Origin of the sequence: Desulfogranum marinum, from assembly GCF_963675105.2 — a bacterium.
Classification (GTDB): Bacteria; Desulfobacterota; Desulfobulbia; order Desulfobulbales; family Desulfobulbaceae; genus Desulfogranum; species Desulfogranum marinum.
This window is the reverse complement of record NZ_CAXXRO010000005.1, coordinates 35,803-51,948: the sequence shown is the minus strand read 5'-3', so window position 1 is coordinate 51,948 and position 16,146 is coordinate 35,803. Positions and strand designations below refer to the sequence as shown.

Here is a 16,146-nt window from a genome sequence, read left to right as displayed (position 1 = left end):
CTTTAAGAAAGGACTGATAATACAGCCCATATAATGCACACAAAAAGATATGAGTGTGTAGCTCACCTGTCCGGCCTAGCACAAACACTAACTAAAAAAGGGCTATGCGATTTCCACCCTTGACCGTTACACTATATGATAGGTATAAAATTGTTGTCAACAAGCCAGTCATCAGGCCCTTTGTACAAAGCCCTCTGCATAAAAAACATATATTTGCAGCCTAACCCGAATTTCTCATCAGTTCAGACGGTGCCGGGTTAAATGCTCATGAAAAATTCCGGCTGAACGTTTCGGCTGCCTGTGTAACAATCGAGTCTCATACCAAGGAATTCGACTCTCAAGGAGACGTACATGTTTATCAACGGACAATGGATACAAACAAAGGCAACCTTTGCGGTTATCAATCCAGCTACCGGGAATACCATTGCCAGGGTGGCCGATGGTGGGATTGAAGAGACCCGTTTGGCCATAGCAGCCGCCGAAAATGCGTATTCTTCCTGGTCAGCAACAACCGCCTACGAACGCTCAGCATACCTGTACCGTGCTCATCAAATAATGCTCCAGGAAAAACAAGCGCTTGCCGAAATGATGACCATGGAGCAAGGAAAACCTCTCAAAGCAGCCACCACTGAGGTGCAATATGGAGCCGATTTCCTCCTCTGGTTTGCAGAAGAAGCAAAACGGATTTACGGCGAGACCATCCCCTCATCGCGCAGTAACCAGCGTTTTCTGGTTCAGAGGCAACCGGTGGGTATTGTTGGTGCCATCACGCCGTGGAATTACCCTGTTTCCATGATTACCCGTAAAATTGCCCCGGCTCTTGCTGCAGGATGTACGGTGATACTTAAACCGGCAGAGGCAACACCGTTATGCGCCATAGCCTTGTTTAAAATTTTTGAAAAAGCAGGCATTCCCACAGGAGTAGTGAATCTGGTAACCGCAGCTGATCCCGTCCCTGTGGGGCATGAGCTGTGCACCAACCAATCTATACGCAAAATCACCTTTACCGGCTCCACCAGGGTAGGCAGACTACTTGCCACAGAGGCTGCGCCACAACTCAAGCGTGTTTCCATGGAACTGGGTGGGCATGCGCCCTTTATAGTCTTTGCTGATGCCAACCCTGTTCATGCTGCCAAAGGTGCTGCCCTGGTCAAGTTTCTCAATACCGGCCAGGCATGTATTTGTCCAAACCGCATTTATGTCCACCGGCGTATCCTCACTCCCTTTCTTGAGACCCTAAGTGAACGTATCACAGCTATGCAAGCTGGAAATGGGTTGAAAAAAGGCATTACCATCGGCCCCCTGGTCAACCAAACGGCACTGGACAAAGTGGCCAACCAAGTAGAAGATGCACGCGCAAAGGGTGCCGAACTCCTTGTTGGAGGCAGAAGAATATTGAAACAAGGACTGGAGAATGGATTTTTCTATGCCCCCACCCTGCTCAGTGAAGTAACGCCGGAGATGCTGATTTACCGTGAAGAGACCTTCGGCCCGGTAGCAGCGGTGATACCTTTTGACGATAACGATGACATTATCGGCATGGCTAACGACACTGATTACGGGTTGGCAGCATATATCTACACCAACGATATTAACCGGGCAATACGCACCTTTGAACAACTCAAATTCGGTATGGTCGGCATTAATGATATAAACCCTACCAGTGCGGCAGCGCCCTTTGGCGGTATCAAACAAAGCGGATTGGGGAGGGAAGGCGCCAGAGCAGGGCTTGAGGAATACCTTGATACAAAACTTGCGGGTATTGCGCTCTCCTGATCAGGTACTTTAAAAGAAATGTCACCTGATAGGTGTGGGTGTGGGAGGAGTTAACCTAGTCGGTTTTCTCCCATACCTCTCGTACCACCTGCTTTTTATCTTCCGGGCTCATGACCCGGCAGCCGATAACCCCTTCTTTAAAGGTTCCATAAAGAGAATAAGCAGGGATTCTCAGCGTTCCGTCATCTTCAAGTGGCACCATTGCCACGACGTCACCACCATTTCCCAGGGTCAGCTCACAGGGTATTTTTTTCATCCGTGTTTTCCTCAATATCGTTTTTCATCGTTACAAAACACTTTGCAAAAGCACGCCCAATCCCCATGCAAGCAGACATCCTATCTCCGAGGACCGTAACATGAGCCGGCAGGCTATCTTAATATGCTCCACACCAGGGGGATCAAAGCGCATACCAATAAATGGCTTTTCAACAAGCCGGCCACCGTAATAATTAGGTCCATTCAGTCTGATGCCCATAGCTCCGGCAAAAGCGGCCTCTGGGTGGCCTGCATTAGGACTGCTGTGATTTCGCCCTTCTTTTCGTGCTACAGCAAGTGCACGACAGCCACTTTTCAATACAGAAAATTGTGCGGCAAGCCCAATAACATAGATGGAAAGTCGGGCTGGAATAAAATTGGCGACATCATCTATCCTGGCAGCAGCCCTGCCAAAATAAAGATACCGTTCATTCTTATAACCAACCATGGAATCCAGGGTATTGACCATCTTATAAGTAAGGGCCAGGGGACCGCCTCCAATAACCGCAAACAAGAGGGGAGACAGGAAACCATCAACAAAATTCTCGGCCACTGTTTCCACAGTTGCCCTGGCAATATCGTCTGCCTGGTACGACTGGACATCCCTGCCAACAATCATTGCCACTGCGTTGCGAGCCTGGTCAACCTGACCACTCGCCAACAACTTGTGTATGTCCAACCCAGCCTGGGCAAGTGACTTGGACGAAAAACAATAAAAAACCATAACTACTTCAGTGACAAACCCAACAGCAGGATGGATCCACTGCATGGCCATGAGCAGAAGAAAACAAAGCAACCAGCAACCGCTGATCAGAATCAAAGCGAATAAGGTTCCTGCTATTTTTTCATTTTTAAAAAGGTTTCGAAAAAAAGGTTCACAGCTGGTGATGGCGTTGCCCATCCACCGGATAGGATGTGGCAGGGAGGGAGGGTCACCTATTAACCTGTCCAGAGCAAAGGCTGTCGGCAGTACCAGCAGGTGTAACCACAAAAAAGACATAGCAGCCTCACCTCCCGATAGCAGCAACAAAAAGCCGAGCTGCCATTCGGTTGATCTCTGCTTTTTTCAAGGATATCCGAACATATCCACTATCAAGCCCATGAAAATTACTGCAATTCCTGATCAAAAGCCGATCATCTACCAACCGTTCGCAAACCTCCTCAGCCGTATGGCCACGAGGTAACCCGATCAACTGATATGGGGTTACACTGGGATAGAGCGTGGCACCACACCCTGCCAGTTGGCTGCGAAAGGTCGCCATTTCTTCGGCCAAATACATTTTGGTCTTGCTGACAAAATCTTCAAGTATCTGCTTATTTGCTGCCAGGTAACCAATTGCCTCCTGGGCCAGACTGTTTGCGCACCAAGGCTGCATATAGCGCCTGAACTGCTCGACTACACCTGCACTGCCAATCAGAAAACCAGCCCGCAATCCGGGAATACCATAAATCTTGGAAAGTGACCAAAGAACAATCACATTCTCACATGCACAGCTGGTCATACTCTGGTCAACCTGCTGTGGTGCAAACGGCAGATATGACTCATCAATGATAAACTTCGTCTGCGGGAGACGTTTACAGAGTGCAAGCAACTCCTGATGGGGAATCAAGGCCCCTGTAGGGTTATTAGGGTTGCAGATGAAAACGGTATCAAACTCGCTAGCCTTTTCAGCCAGTTGTTCACAGTTTACCTGAAAATCTCCCCCTGGTTGTGCCAAAAAATAGTCAGGGACTATACCATGCATCCGGCAACTGGAGGTGTAATCAGCATAGGTCGGCCCAACGATTAACACCTTTTTTGCGCCAAGGGCAGGGCTAGCAGTATAGATAAATTGAGTTGAGCCTGTTCCCATCAGTACCCGTCCTGCATCAATCCCCAGAATATCGGCAATACCGGCAACCGCTGCTCCGGCATCAACCTCAGGCAGTGACATGACGGTGTCCAGTCGCTGGTGCAAATGCTCAAGCAAACCAGGCACAACCCCCAGCGGATTGATATTACTGCTCATGTCAACAATTTCATCAGGCTTGCACCCTAATCGGGCTGCCACTGAGGCAACATTTCCGCCATGTCCCTGGATCATGCTTGTTCTCCACTCGTGGTTGTGTCAATCAATTCAAGAATGGCCTCAATGTCGAGATGTTGCGCTGCATGTTCGGCAAGCTGGTCATATGCTTTGTCGCGGCCTGCAGGACCGTGCAACTGCTCCTCAGGCTGCAGCCAGTCAAGACCGATCAAGCGCAACCAATGACGGGTGACCGAAGGGCTATCAAAAAAGCCATGTACATAGGTACCAATGACATTTCCATTATCATTGACACAGCCATCTCTATCCTGACACTGCTCCTGATTTCTGGACAGCACATCCACCAGTGGTTGCCCACCGGCGAGATGGGTCTGTCCCATGTGAATCTCGTAGCCGCATCCTTGCTGCCCAGCCCAGGAAAAATCGGTAAGAGTGGTTGTTTTAGGGGCCTTTAAGGTCGTTTCCACCGGGAGCAAACCTATTCCCTCGGTGGACCCGGGCCTTCCTTCGATACCGTCTGGATCATGTACCCAGGTTCCCAGCATCTGATAGCCACCGCACACTCCCAACACATGACCACCGTTTTCGGCAAACACTGTGATATGATCCAGCCAGCCACTGGCCCGCAGCCAGTCAAGATCGCTACAAGTACTTTTTGATCCAGGCAAAATCACAGCCTTAAAGGCAGACAAATCCTGTGGCTGCTGCAAGTACGCTAAATGAAGCCCCGGTATATGCATCAGTGGATCAAAATCGTTAAAATTGGAGATATGAGGCAACTTGATGACAGCAACGGCAGTGTCTCCAGCGGCTGCAGGGACATACGAAGGCGCATTCTCAATAACCACCGCATCTTCTGCCTCAATATGAAAATGTTTGTACCAGGGCAGTACCCCATAGACACGTTTGCCGGTTTTTTGTTCTATCCAGTCAATACCGTCTTGAAACAACTTGATATCGCCGCGAAAACGGTTGACCACAAATCCTTTTATCTGTTCCTGCTGGGCTGCATCCAGGCAGGCTAGAGTACCGACAATCTGGGCAAACACCCCACCTCTATCAATATCAGCAACAAGGATAACCGGGGCGTCTGCATAAGCTGCGCAACGTAAATTAACGATATCATTGGCCATGAGGTTAACTTCTGCGCACGATCCGGCACCTTCCATAACAATCACATCGTATTGGTCGCGCAAACGATCAAGGGCGGCACAGCTCTCAGCAAACAGATAGTCTTTTTTTTCATAATAAGAGACCGAAGAAGCCTCCATCCAAGCCTTACCGTTAAGCACAACCTGGGAGCCGACATCGCTGGTGGGTTTTAGCAGCACCGGGTTCATATCCACATGTGGCGCTATCCTGGCTGCCTCTGCCTGTACAATCTGAGCCCGACCCATTTCCAGCCCGTCAGCAGTAACCCCTGAATTATTAGACATATTTTGCGCCTTAAAGGGTGCTACTCGATACCCCTTGTTCACCAAAATACGGCAAAGGGCGGAGGTAACAATGGATTTGCCCACGTCGGATCCCGTTCCCAATACAGCTATGCACACCGCTTTGTTAGCCATGTTTCCCCACTATATTTCATGTAATTGTTTATCCAGAACAATGTATATGCAGCACAACACCACTCGCCGGCAGAGTGGACACAAAGCTGACAACATAATACGAATCAACCACATGAGCCACCCCTTTCCATTCAACTCTGCAGGTCAGCCTGAAAAATGAGTTTTTTCTTTCAAGCGTGAGACATGCGAAAAAAAACAATTCTGCAGGGTAGCCTGGGACAGGAGCCCATTGATCAGCTCTCTATATCTTTTTGAAAAAACACGTTCAAGAGAGGAACCATAGACTCACTCGAAAGAGGGATTTCACTAGACTAGCGGGTATTACCTGCTTGACTATCCAGAGACCTGCAGGTAAGTTAGCTCAAAAATTTTGTAGGTTTCTACTGAAATAGAAAAAGGGAATCCGGTTACAATCCGGAACGGGCCCGCCGCTGTAACCGGGAACAAATCTCACAAAAAACCACTGTTTGTTTAGCAAATGGGAAGGTGTGAGAGGAGAATGATCCGGGAGTCAGAAAACCTGCCTGCAAAAAATGACCATACTTCCGGCAAAAAGTTGGTCCTCCGACTCAGGGATTAAAGGGATAACCTGAATCAACACTCTAGTTGATTCAGGTTTTTTTTTTGACAAATTGACAGTGAAGACCAGCCCGGATTTCTCATCAATAAAGTTTTTCGCAGGGCAAGGCACAAACCACGCAGTAGGTAAGCGAAGACTCCGGGTAAGCGAAGACTCCGGGTAAGCGAAGACTCCGATAGTAAACTACCGCAAGTGGTTTGTAACGTAGATCCTGCGGAAAAATCTATTGACCCGAAGGGAGAACTTTTTGATTTAAAACGAAAAACAGACTGTTAATTGTACAATTAGCCTTTAAGCAATAATATCAATTAATTGAGTTTGAAATCAAAAAGGTCATGAGAAATTCGGGCTAGGACCTTGTGCTCGTCTGACTCCCTATACCTTTTCCCATAAGCGCAGAGGTTACAAAGGCAAAATAGTATGGCCCCAAAAAATGCAATAGTACTTGCCATGTTCGGTACAACCGAGGAGTCGGCCCTGCCCGGCCTGCTGAAAGTTCACGAATGTTTCCGGCAAGCCTACCCCCTCACACAGGTTCGCCTGGCCTTTACGTCTAACATCATTCGCAATGTCTGGCGGAAACGTGCTCATGATACCGAGTACAGACTAAAAAATACGTTTATTCCCGAAGAAATTTTCACCGTGCAGGGCCAGCTGGCTGCCATTGCCAATCTCCAGGATCAGGGATACAGATCCATAGTAGTCCAGGCGATCCAAATGGCACCTGCCGAGGAATTCCATGACCTGGCGAGCTATGTCAAGTCACTGGCAGGAATTCGGACCATGAAACCCCGATGGCAGCCGTTTGAAAAACTTGTTATCGGGCGACCGATTCTTGGCACCTATAGCCCGACGCACCCCTACGGCAATGATATTCTGGAGCTTGCCAAAGCCCTGGAAGAGGATGTCAAACAAGCAGCAAAACACGGCGCTGCTCTGGTCTATATGGGACACGGCAACCCTTTTTTTCCATCCGGCGGTCTCTATCTTGAACTCGAATCGAGAATGCGGACCATGTATCCGCAAATACCAATACATATAGGCACCGTCGAAGGGTATCCGTCTCTGGATGAGGTCCTTGCCGGGCTTGCAACACAAGGTGCACAAAAGGTATTGCTCAAGCCGCTGCTGATTGTTGCAGGCAGCCATGCTCTTAAGGATATGGTCAGCCAACAACCTGCTTCGTGGCAATCACGGCTGGCCACAGCAGGACACCAGGTTATCCCCATGATCAAAGGGTTAGGAGAACAAACACCGGTCGCCCGATTATTTGTTCAACACGCTGCCCAGGCAGCAGAAAATGCCGGTATCGAGTTGCAGTAAAATGAATATCGTTACCAAAGAATTATATCCCATTCTTTTTCTGACCACGGCACTTTTTCTTTTAATTGCCGTTTCCGCCACCATGGGATTTTTATCGGTTTCGGTGATGGATGTGGTCCGAATCATAAGTGCAAAACTGTTACAGCAACCGCTGCCGGACATTGATCCGGTGGCAGTGACGGTGGTCACCGATGTCCGGATGCCACGCATTGTTGCGGCAGTGCTGGTGGGCGGCATGCTGGGGGTCAGCGGGACGGTTTTCCAAGCCATCCTTCTCAACCCACTGGCTGATTCCTACACCCTCGGCATCTCCACAGGTGCTGCTTTCGGAGCCTCCCTAGTCATCGTGCTGCAAATTTTCGGTCTAGCTCTGCCTCCCGCTGTATCGGTTCCTATTTTTGCCTTTGCCGGCGGCATTGGCACCCTGCTGTTGGTTCTCTTTCTGGCCTCCGGAGACCGTCGCCTGTCATCAACCAATCTCATTCTCGCCGGAGTTATAGTCGCGGCTATACTTTCTGCTGCCATCGGCTTTCTTAAATTTTTGGCTGATGAACAGGTGGGCATCATCATCTTCTGGCTCATGGGCAGCCTTTCCGGTGTATCCTGGTACAACATTCTTCTCCTTCTCCCCTTTGCCTTGATCGGCACAGGCCTGGCTTTTTTTTACGGCAGAGACCTTAATATCATGGCAACCGGCGACAGAACCTCTGTTTCGTTGGGTGTGAATACTGTCCGCCTCAGAATTTTCCTTTTAGTCTGCTGTACGCTCATGACGGCGCTTTCGGTTGCGGTTGCCGGCATCATTGGCTTTATAGGCCTTATAGTTCCCCACCTGCTGCGCCACCTCACAGGCCCCGATAACCGACGGTTGATCCCTTTTTCCTTTTTTGCAGGTGGAATGCTGCTGCTGGTTGCTGATACCATTACCCGTGCAGTGCTGCCGGCAGAGGTTCCTATTGGTGTCCTCACAGCTCTTCTCGGAGGGCCATTTTTCTGCATCATCTTCAAGAAGAGGCAACAGGATGGTAACGCGGGATTTTAAAACAGACACATCCTCTCCCCTGTGGTCACTTTCCGGTATCCGGTTCAGCTACGGCAAGACAGAAGTACTACAAGATATCAACCTCAAACTTTTCCCGGGTCATTGCTACGGTATTCTCGGCCCCAACGGCAGCGGCAAGACCACCTTGCTTGATATCCTGGCGGGTGTATTAAAGCCCATCGCCGGCACGGCAACTTTCCAGGGAAAACCACTCAACCAGTGGCCCAAAAAACAGTTGGCAAGAGTGCTTGGCCTCGTGCCCCAGGATTTTATGGTTCGTTTTGGTTTTACCGTCCGTGAAGCGGTGGAAATGGGACTCCACCCCCACATGCACCGTTTTGCAACGCCCAGCGAGCTGGACCTTGCCTTAATTGACAAAGCCCTGCAAGAAACCGGCATCAGTGCAATGGCTGATCGTCCAATCACGCAACTATCAGGCGGTGAAAAACAACGGGTGGCCCTTGCCAGAACTTTAGCGCAAAATCCGGATGTGCTCCTCCTTGACGAGGCCACATCCAATCTCGACATTCACCACAGCCTGGAAATTCTCCGCCTCATCAGGCAGCGCTATGAAAATAATGACATCCATGTGGTGGCGGTTATGCATGATCTCAACCTGGCCAGTTTTTTCTGCGACGAACTGATCTTCATTAAACATGGCAAGATCGTATACCAGGGAACGACCGACAGTATTCTGACACCCGATGTGATTGCCGATGTGTACGAAGTAGAATCCGAGGTTGTGTACAACCAGTTCACCAGCTGTCGCCAAGTGAGCTTCCGCCTGCCGTTGGAGGAAAAAAAATGCTAGCCGGACAACGTCTTTCTCTTCTTTTAATCGCCTGGTCCCTTGTTTTCATTTCGAGCTTTACGTCTCCTTCCATGGCCGAAGTTACAGTTATCACAGACAGCGATAAACGTACCCTGGTCTTTGAAAAACCATTTACACGCATCATATCGCTCTACCCTGCCCATACCAGAAACCTGATGGACCTGGGAGCAACAGACGCTATTATTGCCACCGGCAGAAGCGACGATCAGCTGCCGAATCTGGCAAAAGTACATTTCCGTGATGACCCGGAACGTCTTATCGCCCTCCGACCTGACCTGGTACTTATCCGCCCAATGATCAGCAGGAGCTATCCGCAGTTGATAAAACGGCTTCAACAGGTCAACATCCAGGTAGTTTCCCTGCAGCCTTCCGGGATTGATGAATTATTGAGCTACTGGACGACCCTGGGCAAGCTGACCGGCAAAGAGCAGGAAAGCATGGGACTGATCAGCCTGTTCAGTCAGCGACGACACGATCTTCAGCAGCAGCTTGCAGCGGTTCCTGAGACTCAGCGCAAGCGAGTCTATTTCGAAGCCATTCATAAACGCATGAAAACCTTTGCCCCCCAATCCATGGCCATGTTTGTTCTGGAGACGGCCGGAGGCATCAATATGGCAGCAGACGCACCACAGGTCCGCTCCACCAATATTGCGGCATACAGCAAAGAACGAATTTTGGCCAAGGCAGACCAGATCGATGTCTTTCTTGCCCAGCAAGGACGCATGAATCCAGTGACCATTGAAGAGATTCGTAATGAAGCCGGGTTTGCCATGATCAAAGCAGTTCGCGAAAACCAAATTTTTCTCATCGACGAAAAATTGGTTTCTCGGCCAACCATGAGCCTGTTGGATGCTGCCGCCATAATAATGGAAATACTGTATCCAGAGGCTACCGACCGAGGAGCATCGACATGAAAGACCACCCAGCCGTACTGATTGCCGGGACGCATTCCGGTTGCGGCAAGACCACTGTCACCTTAGGGGTTATGGCTGCCCTTCGAAAACGGGGCATGCAGGTTCAGCCATTTAAATGCGGACCTGACTTTATCGACCCCACCCTGCACCAAATGGTCACAGGGCGGATCTCCAGGAACCTTGATGCCCGCATGTGCGGTCCTGAGTTTACCCAAGCCACCTACCGCCGCCACGCTGCTGACGGAGACTGCTCGGTTGTTGAAGGTGTCATGGGACTCTTTGACGGCGGCGATGGTTCTGCTGCTGCGCTGGCTGCCCTGCTCAACTTGCCGGTTATCCTGGTGGTTGATGTTCGATCTGCTGCGGAATCGGTCGCTGCCATCATCAAAGGGTTTGCCACCCTGGATGAAAATGTCCGATTGGCAGGGGTTATCTGCAACCGGGTCGGCTCAGATAAACACCGCCAAATGATCAGCGACGCCGTAGAGCAATACTGCCAGGTACCGATTATCGGCTTTCTTCCCCGCAATGAGGAAATATCGATTCCTTCACGCCATCTCGGACTGCACATGGGGGAAGAGAACCCGCTGCAGCAGGGAGGTATGGAGCAGCTGATTGAACTTATTGAAACCCATATTGATCTGGATCACCTCCTCATGTTGGCCAAGCAGGAGGATTCAACGCCAACTGGCAAAAATCAGGCTCTCTTCAAGCCGCAGAATCCCACCGCCCCTGTCCGAATTGGAATAGCGCGTGACAGCGCCTTTTGTTTTTATTATGAAGACAATCTCGACATGCTCGCCGAGGCCGGCGCGGAACTGGTCGAGTTCAGCCCTCTTACAGACAACACCTTGCCGGAAAATCTCCAGGGCCTCTACCTGGGCGGCGGGTATCCTGAACTCTATGCAGAGCAGTTGAGCAACAATCACACCATGCGAGCAGCCGTGAAAGCATTTTGTTCGCGTGGTTACCCGGTCTATGCTGAGTGCGGTGGTTTTATGTATCTGACCCGCTCCATAACCGATAAGGAAGGCATCACTCTTCCAATGGCCGGTGTTTTTGAGTTTGACACAATCATGCAACCAAGATTGAGACGCTTGGGTTACAGGCAGCCCCGACTGGTGAAGGACTCTATCCTTGCCCTTCAAGATACGGTTCTTCATGGACATGAATTTCATTATTCAGCAATCACCAACAATACCACTACCGCCGGCGCCTACATCCTTGATGATGGCAGAGCGGAAGGTTACACCTATAAAAATACCTTGGCAGGCTACGTTCATCTGCACTGGGGGCGAACCCCTCAAGTGGCAGAGCACTTTGTACAAACCTGCCGGAACCTATTGACCACACATACATCATGGTAGAAATTCTTCAGATCGCCCCTCAGGATATTGAAGCCGAAAGCTTTCGCATTATCAGCAGCGAACTCGGCCCAACATCGTTTACAGCGGAAGAGTTTGCCGTTGTGCAACGTACCATCCACGCAACCGGTGATTTCAGTTTTGCCGACAATCTGCGTTTCCATAATAATGCCATTGAAGCAGGGCTTACGGCCATTCGTTCCGGGAAAAATATCCTGGTGGATGTGAATATGGCTGCAAGTGGCGTGTCCAAAGCAATGCTGGCACACTTCGGTGGCAAGGTTATCTGCCACATTAATGAACCCGAAACAGCAGCGATGGCAGCAGAAAACGGGACCACCAGATCAGATGCAGCCATTGTCAGAGCAGTAGAAGAAAATATAGGTATTGTTGCCGTAGGCAATGCACCCACTGCGTTGCTCAAAGCAATGGAGCTCGTCGAGGCAGGAACCTTTACTCCAGACTTGATCATTGGTGCACCGGTTGGATTCGTGAATGCTGCCGAGTCCAAGGAGCTGTTGGCGCAAAAGCCATATGCCCATATTGTTGCCCTGGGCAGGAAGGGTGGTACGCCGGTGGCGGTAGCTTCGGTCAATGCCCTTATTCGCCTTGCCAAAGCCTCCTAAGAGCTGTGAACAAAAAAAATAGAAAATTACGTTCGGGATACACCACCGGTGCCTGCGCAGCAGCCGCGGCCAAGGCAGCTGTGCTCAAGCTTATAACCGGCAGTGCGCCGGAAGAAGTTGAGATTCCCTTTCCCGATAAATCAAGACATCGCTTTTCTTTATGCCGATGCCTGGCTACAGGCAAAGGGGTTTTGGCCTCAGTGGTTAAGGATGCCGGCGATGACCCGGACGTGACCAATGGTGCGGAAATAGGGGCAGAAGTTGCGTTTACCGGGAAAGACAGCCCGCACAAGGAACAAATCCACCTGATAAACGGTGAAGGTGTCGGCGTCGTAACCAAACCTGGTTTAGCGGTTTCGGTCGGCGAACCCGCCATTAATCCTGTTCCACGAGAGATGATACACACAGCAGTGGCCGAATCTCTTGCAGAAACAGGACATCAAGAGCAGCGACTCACAGTCTCCATCTTTATCCGTGACGGAGAGGAGCTTGCTAAAAAGACGCTGAACCATCGACTAGGGGTCGTCGGAGGTCTCTCCATTTTAGGAACAACCGGCATTGTACGTCCTATTTCAGCAAAAGCATGGACCGATACCATTGAGGCATCAATGAGTGTCGGAAGAGCAGCGGGCCTGGAGACGGTCATACTCTCCACCGGCCGCACTTCGGAAAAAGCTGTACAGCAATTGCTGCATCTTCCGGAAGAATCGCAGGTAATGATGGGCGACTACCTGCTGTATGCGCTGGAAGCAGCGAAGCGCCAAGGGTTTTCAGCTATTATATTGTCAACCATGTGGGCCAAGCTGCTCAAAGCAGCGCTAGCGGTCCCCCATACTCATGTGCGCAATGGTGCCTTGGAACCTGTCCAGGCTGCAGAGCTACTGGAAAAATTAGGTCTGGAAAATGAAAAGGCGCAGGCCATGGCCAACGCCAATACCGCCCGGGAAATTTACGACCGACTCATGGCAGCCGGGCGTAAAGACATGGTAGACGCGGTCTGCAAAAAAGCGCAGCAACAGGCTGAAGAGTGGTCGGAGCTACCGGTTTCCATCTACCTGGTTACCTCGGAAAATGGAGTTGTACATCATGTCCCGCATTGAACTTATAGGCATAGCCGGTCCGGTTCTCGACCAGCAGCAACAAGTACTCATCTCCGGGTGCTGTGCTGTTGTAGCTTCAGCCCGGCATCAAAAAATGCTGAGTGAACTTACCCAGCCGATCATTCCCATCGCACCGATCCAGCAAATGGTGGACGAGGTCACGCAACAATTACACCTAGGTAGTGTCGCGATCCTAGCCAGTGGCGACCCCCTTTTTTACGGGATAGGAAAAACCCTGCTCAGCCATTTCGATCCCTCTCAGCTGCGTATTCACCCCGCACTTTCCGCTCTCCAGCTTGCCTGCGCGCGATTCAAGATCTCTTGGGATGACCTAACCCTGATCAGTCTCCACGGCCGAGCTGCGGGAGACATCGCGGGAAAGATTCTCGGCCATGCTAAGGCCATTCTTTTCACCGATAACACCAACACCCCGGCATTCATTGCACAACAACTGCTACTGGCATTGGAGGCAACACAGGACCAGAAACGGATTGATGGATTACGGATGCGAGTGGCGGAAAACCTTGGGCTTCCAGACGAGGCCCTCTACGAAGGGGACCTTGAGTCTATCAGCAGGAAAAAATTCAGCCCTTTGAATATGGTACTGGTTGAGCAAAAGAATATTCCATCGCAAACAAGCTGTTTTGGACTCAATGAAGGCGACATTCACCATTCGCGAGGGTTGATAACCAAAAATGAGGTCAGAGCAGCATCGTTGCATAAACTCTGCCTACCGCAGCAAGGCGTTTTTTGGGACATTGGCGGCGGTTCGGGCAGCATTTCCCTGGAAGCAGCCAGACTGAACCCGGATCTGACCGTCTATACCATTGAGAAAAAGCCGGAAGAACAGGAAAACATTCGGCGCAACATCAAGGAATTCAACACCTACAACATGCACCTTGTTTGCGGAGAAGCTCCGCAAGCCCTGCTAGAACTCCCCTCGCCTGACCGCATATTTATTGGCGGCAGTGGCAGTCATCTGGAGCCCATCATTGCTCATTCTGCACCAAAGCTAGCCAAGGGCGGAAAAATTGTTGTGAATGCAGTCCTTCAAAAAACAGCTGAACAAGCGCCTGACTGTCTCCAGCGACATGGGCTCCTGGTTGAAACAGCTACAATTGCGGTGACAAGAAAAGAAAAAAACGAACGACAACCAACCATTTTTAATCCTATCACTATAATCACAGGCAGCTCATGAGCACGGAAAACACAAAGCCGATTGGCCGACTCTACCTTGTCGGCATCGGTCCAGGCGACCCTGAATTGATCACCTATAAAGCAGGCCGTATCTTGGAAGATACTGCAATATGGGCCGTCCCTAAATCAAAGAACACCAACGGCTCTAGTGCTCTGCAGATTGCCGGCGGCCTCATAGATGCTTCGGGTAAAAAAATTCTTGACCTGGATTTTGCCATGAAGAAGGTTTTTATGGGAGAGACGCTCGACCCGCGCCTCCTTGATGCCTGGCGCGTCTCCGCTGCTGAAGTCATAAAGTATCTTGACCTGGGAGAAGATGTCGTTTTTCCCACCTTGGGCGATCCAACACTCTATTCCACCGCTTTTTATCTGCTGCCGATGATCCAGGAAAAGCGCCCTGACGTGCAGGTTACTGTCGTCCCGGGGATCACAGCCATGGCCGCCTGTGCCGCGGGCCTGTCGTCCCCGCTGGCACTTGGTAACGACGTACTCACTGTAGTCCCGGCAGCCTTTGACGATGACAGGCTCAGAGACATCCTGACCACCCTTGATGCCATAGTGCTCATGAAGGTGCATCGTAAAATGGATGCCCTGGTTGCCTTGCTCACCGAGCTGGACATGGTTGACAATGCAGTGCTGTTTGAACGCTTTGGTCTTCCCGGCCAAACAGTCTACACCGATATCCGCACCGCCGTGGGCAAAGATCTGCATTATTTTTCCACCATGGTTATAAGAAAAAAGCACATACAGGTAGAACAATGACAGTACAGGACTCTACAATATCCCAGCCCCCTTCTCACCCCGTTGTTTTCCTTGGTGCCGGTCCGGGAGATCCGGAGCTGATCACCCTTAAGGGACGTCGCCTGCTTGACCAGGCAGACCTGATTATTTACGCAGGCAGCCTGGTAAACAAGGAACTGCTGACCGGCGTACAAGGTGAATGTTTTGACAGTGCGGGTATGGATCTTGAGCAAATCCTGAAGCACATCATAGCAGGCTACCGCAAAGGACAAAAGGTTGTCCGCCTCCACACCGGCGATCCTGCCATTTACGGTGCTATTCGTGAACAGATGCAATGGCTTGACAAGGAAGAGATACCTTACGAGGTTGTCCCCGGGGTCAGCTCAGCCTTTGCCACCGCCGCCACCCTCAAAAAAGAACTGACCGTGCCTGAGGTAACCCAAACAGTCATTCTCACTCGGCAGGCAGGCCGTACCCCGGTACCGGAGAGGGAATCTCTCCGTAATCTTGCAGCCGCACAGGCTACCATGTGCATTTTCCTCAGTGTCTCCATGATGGACAAAGTTGCTGCCGACCTCATTGACGGAGGCTATACGCCGGAAACTCCGGTGGCTGTGGTTGAAAAGGCAAGCTGGCCCGAAGAAAAAAAGCTGACCGGCACCCTGGCAAACATTGATGAAAAAATTAAAGCATCCGGCATAAAAAAAACAGCCATGATCATTGTCGGCCCGGCCCTGGACATGGAGAGCACCATTGCCTCAAAGCTCTACGACACCAAGTTCAAACACGAATACCGATAGC

15 protein-coding genes and 1 riboswitch are annotated in these 16,146 nt (G+C 50.6%); of the genes, 11 read left to right on the top strand and 4 right to left on the bottom strand.

Annotated elements, in window-relative coordinates; genetic code table 11:
• Nucleotides 1-351: 351 nt before the first annotated feature.
• Nucleotides 352-1,776, top strand: coding sequence for an NAD-dependent succinate-semialdehyde dehydrogenase (locus tag ACHZCY_RS20780; RefSeq protein ID WP_319550262.1), 1,425 nt, complete (start codon nucleotides 352-354; stop codon nucleotides 1,774-1,776).
• Between the two features lie 55 nt (nucleotides 1,777-1,831).
• Here the strand turns inward: ACHZCY_RS20780 and ACHZCY_RS20775 are convergent, their stop codons facing one another.
• Genes ACHZCY_RS20775 through ACHZCY_RS20760 form a run of 4 tightly spaced genes read right to left on the bottom strand, consistent with a single transcriptional unit; the run spans nucleotide 1,832 to nucleotide 5,626 of the window.
• Nucleotides 1,832-2,032: a hypothetical protein gene (locus ACHZCY_RS20775; RefSeq protein ID WP_319550261.1), complete on the bottom strand. Its 201-nt coding sequence runs from the start codon at nucleotides 2,030-2,032 to the stop codon at nucleotides 1,832-1,834.
• A gap of 30 nt (nucleotides 2,033-2,062) precedes the next feature.
• Nucleotides 2,063-3,031, bottom strand: coding sequence for an adenosylcobinamide-phosphate synthase CbiB (gene cbiB, locus ACHZCY_RS20770; protein WP_205223559.1), 969 nt, complete (start codon nucleotides 3,029-3,031; stop codon nucleotides 2,063-2,065).
• Nucleotides 3,032-3,038: 7 nt separating this feature from the next.
• On the bottom strand, nucleotides 3,039-4,115 hold the full coding sequence (locus tag ACHZCY_RS20765; RefSeq protein ID WP_319550260.1) for a pyridoxal phosphate-dependent aminotransferase: 1,077 nt from the start codon (nucleotides 4,113-4,115) through the stop codon (nucleotides 3,039-3,041).
• Nucleotides 4,112-5,626 carry a cobyric acid synthase gene (locus ACHZCY_RS20760; RefSeq protein WP_319550259.1) on the bottom strand — a complete coding sequence of 505 codons (1,515 nt, stop codon included), beginning with the start codon at nucleotides 5,624-5,626 and terminating at the stop codon, nucleotides 4,112-4,114. Before ACHZCY_RS20760 ends, ACHZCY_RS20765 begins: the two co-directional genes overlap by 4 nt.
• A gap of 357 nt (nucleotides 5,627-5,983) precedes the next feature.
• A riboswitch (cobalamin riboswitch) is annotated at nucleotides 5,984-6,168 on the top strand.
• A gap of 458 nt (nucleotides 6,169-6,626) precedes the next feature.
• Between ACHZCY_RS20760 and ACHZCY_RS20755 the strand changes: the two genes are divergently transcribed.
• Genes ACHZCY_RS20755 through cobM form a run of 10 tightly spaced genes read left to right on the top strand, consistent with a single transcriptional unit; the run spans nucleotide 6,627 to nucleotide 16,145 of the window.
• Entirely contained in the window at nucleotides 6,627-7,529 is a 903-nt protein-coding gene (locus ACHZCY_RS20755; protein ID WP_205223556.1) for a sirohydrochlorin cobaltochelatase, read from the top strand.
• A 1-nt stretch (nucleotide 7,530) separates the two neighbouring features.
• The gene (locus tag ACHZCY_RS20750) at nucleotides 7,531-8,571 is read left to right on the top strand and encodes a FecCD family ABC transporter permease (RefSeq protein WP_205223555.1); all 1,041 of its coding nucleotides are present in this window, start codon (nucleotides 7,531-7,533) and stop codon (nucleotides 8,569-8,571) included.
• On the top strand, nucleotides 8,552-9,382 hold the full coding sequence (locus ACHZCY_RS20745) for an ABC transporter ATP-binding protein (protein ID WP_205223554.1): 831 nt from the start codon (nucleotides 8,552-8,554) through the stop codon (nucleotides 9,380-9,382). The genes ACHZCY_RS20750 and ACHZCY_RS20745 overlap by 20 nt, the downstream gene beginning before the upstream one ends.
• Nucleotides 9,376-10,317 carry an ABC transporter substrate-binding protein gene (locus ACHZCY_RS20740; RefSeq protein WP_319550258.1) on the top strand — a complete coding sequence of 314 codons (942 nt, stop codon included), beginning with the start codon at nucleotides 9,376-9,378 and terminating at the stop codon, nucleotides 10,315-10,317. Before ACHZCY_RS20745 ends, ACHZCY_RS20740 begins: the two co-directional genes overlap by 7 nt.
• A complete protein-coding gene (locus ACHZCY_RS20735) occupies nucleotides 10,314-11,684 on the top strand; it encodes a cobyrinate a,c-diamide synthase (RefSeq protein WP_319550257.1) in 1,371 nt (456 codons plus the stop codon). The genes ACHZCY_RS20740 and ACHZCY_RS20735 overlap by 4 nt, the downstream gene beginning before the upstream one ends.
• On the top strand, nucleotides 11,678-12,307 hold the full coding sequence (locus ACHZCY_RS20730) for a precorrin-8X methylmutase (RefSeq protein ID WP_205223551.1): 630 nt from the start codon (nucleotides 11,678-11,680) through the stop codon (nucleotides 12,305-12,307). The genes ACHZCY_RS20735 and ACHZCY_RS20730 overlap by 7 nt, the downstream gene beginning before the upstream one ends.
• Before the next feature lie 5 nt (nucleotides 12,308-12,312).
• Nucleotides 12,313-13,407, top strand: a complete 1,095-nt coding sequence (locus ACHZCY_RS20725) for a cobalt-precorrin-5B (C(1))-methyltransferase (protein WP_205223550.1) — start codon at nucleotides 12,313-12,315, stop codon at nucleotides 13,405-13,407.
• A complete protein-coding gene (gene cbiE, locus ACHZCY_RS20720; RefSeq protein WP_319550256.1) occupies nucleotides 13,394-14,605 on the top strand; it encodes a precorrin-6y C5,15-methyltransferase (decarboxylating) subunit CbiE in 1,212 nt (403 codons plus the stop codon). Before ACHZCY_RS20725 ends, cbiE begins: the two co-directional genes overlap by 14 nt.
• On the top strand, nucleotides 14,602-15,366 hold the full coding sequence (gene cobI / locus ACHZCY_RS20715) for a precorrin-2 C(20)-methyltransferase (protein ID WP_319550255.1): 765 nt from the start codon (nucleotides 14,602-14,604) through the stop codon (nucleotides 15,364-15,366). The genes cbiE and cobI overlap by 4 nt, the downstream gene beginning before the upstream one ends.
• On the top strand, nucleotides 15,363-16,145 hold the full coding sequence (cobM, locus tag ACHZCY_RS20710; RefSeq protein WP_205223547.1) for a precorrin-4 C(11)-methyltransferase: 783 nt from the start codon (nucleotides 15,363-15,365) through the stop codon (nucleotides 16,143-16,145). Before cobI ends, cobM begins: the two co-directional genes overlap by 4 nt.
• The last annotated feature ends 1 nt before the right edge of the window (nucleotide 16,146 follow it).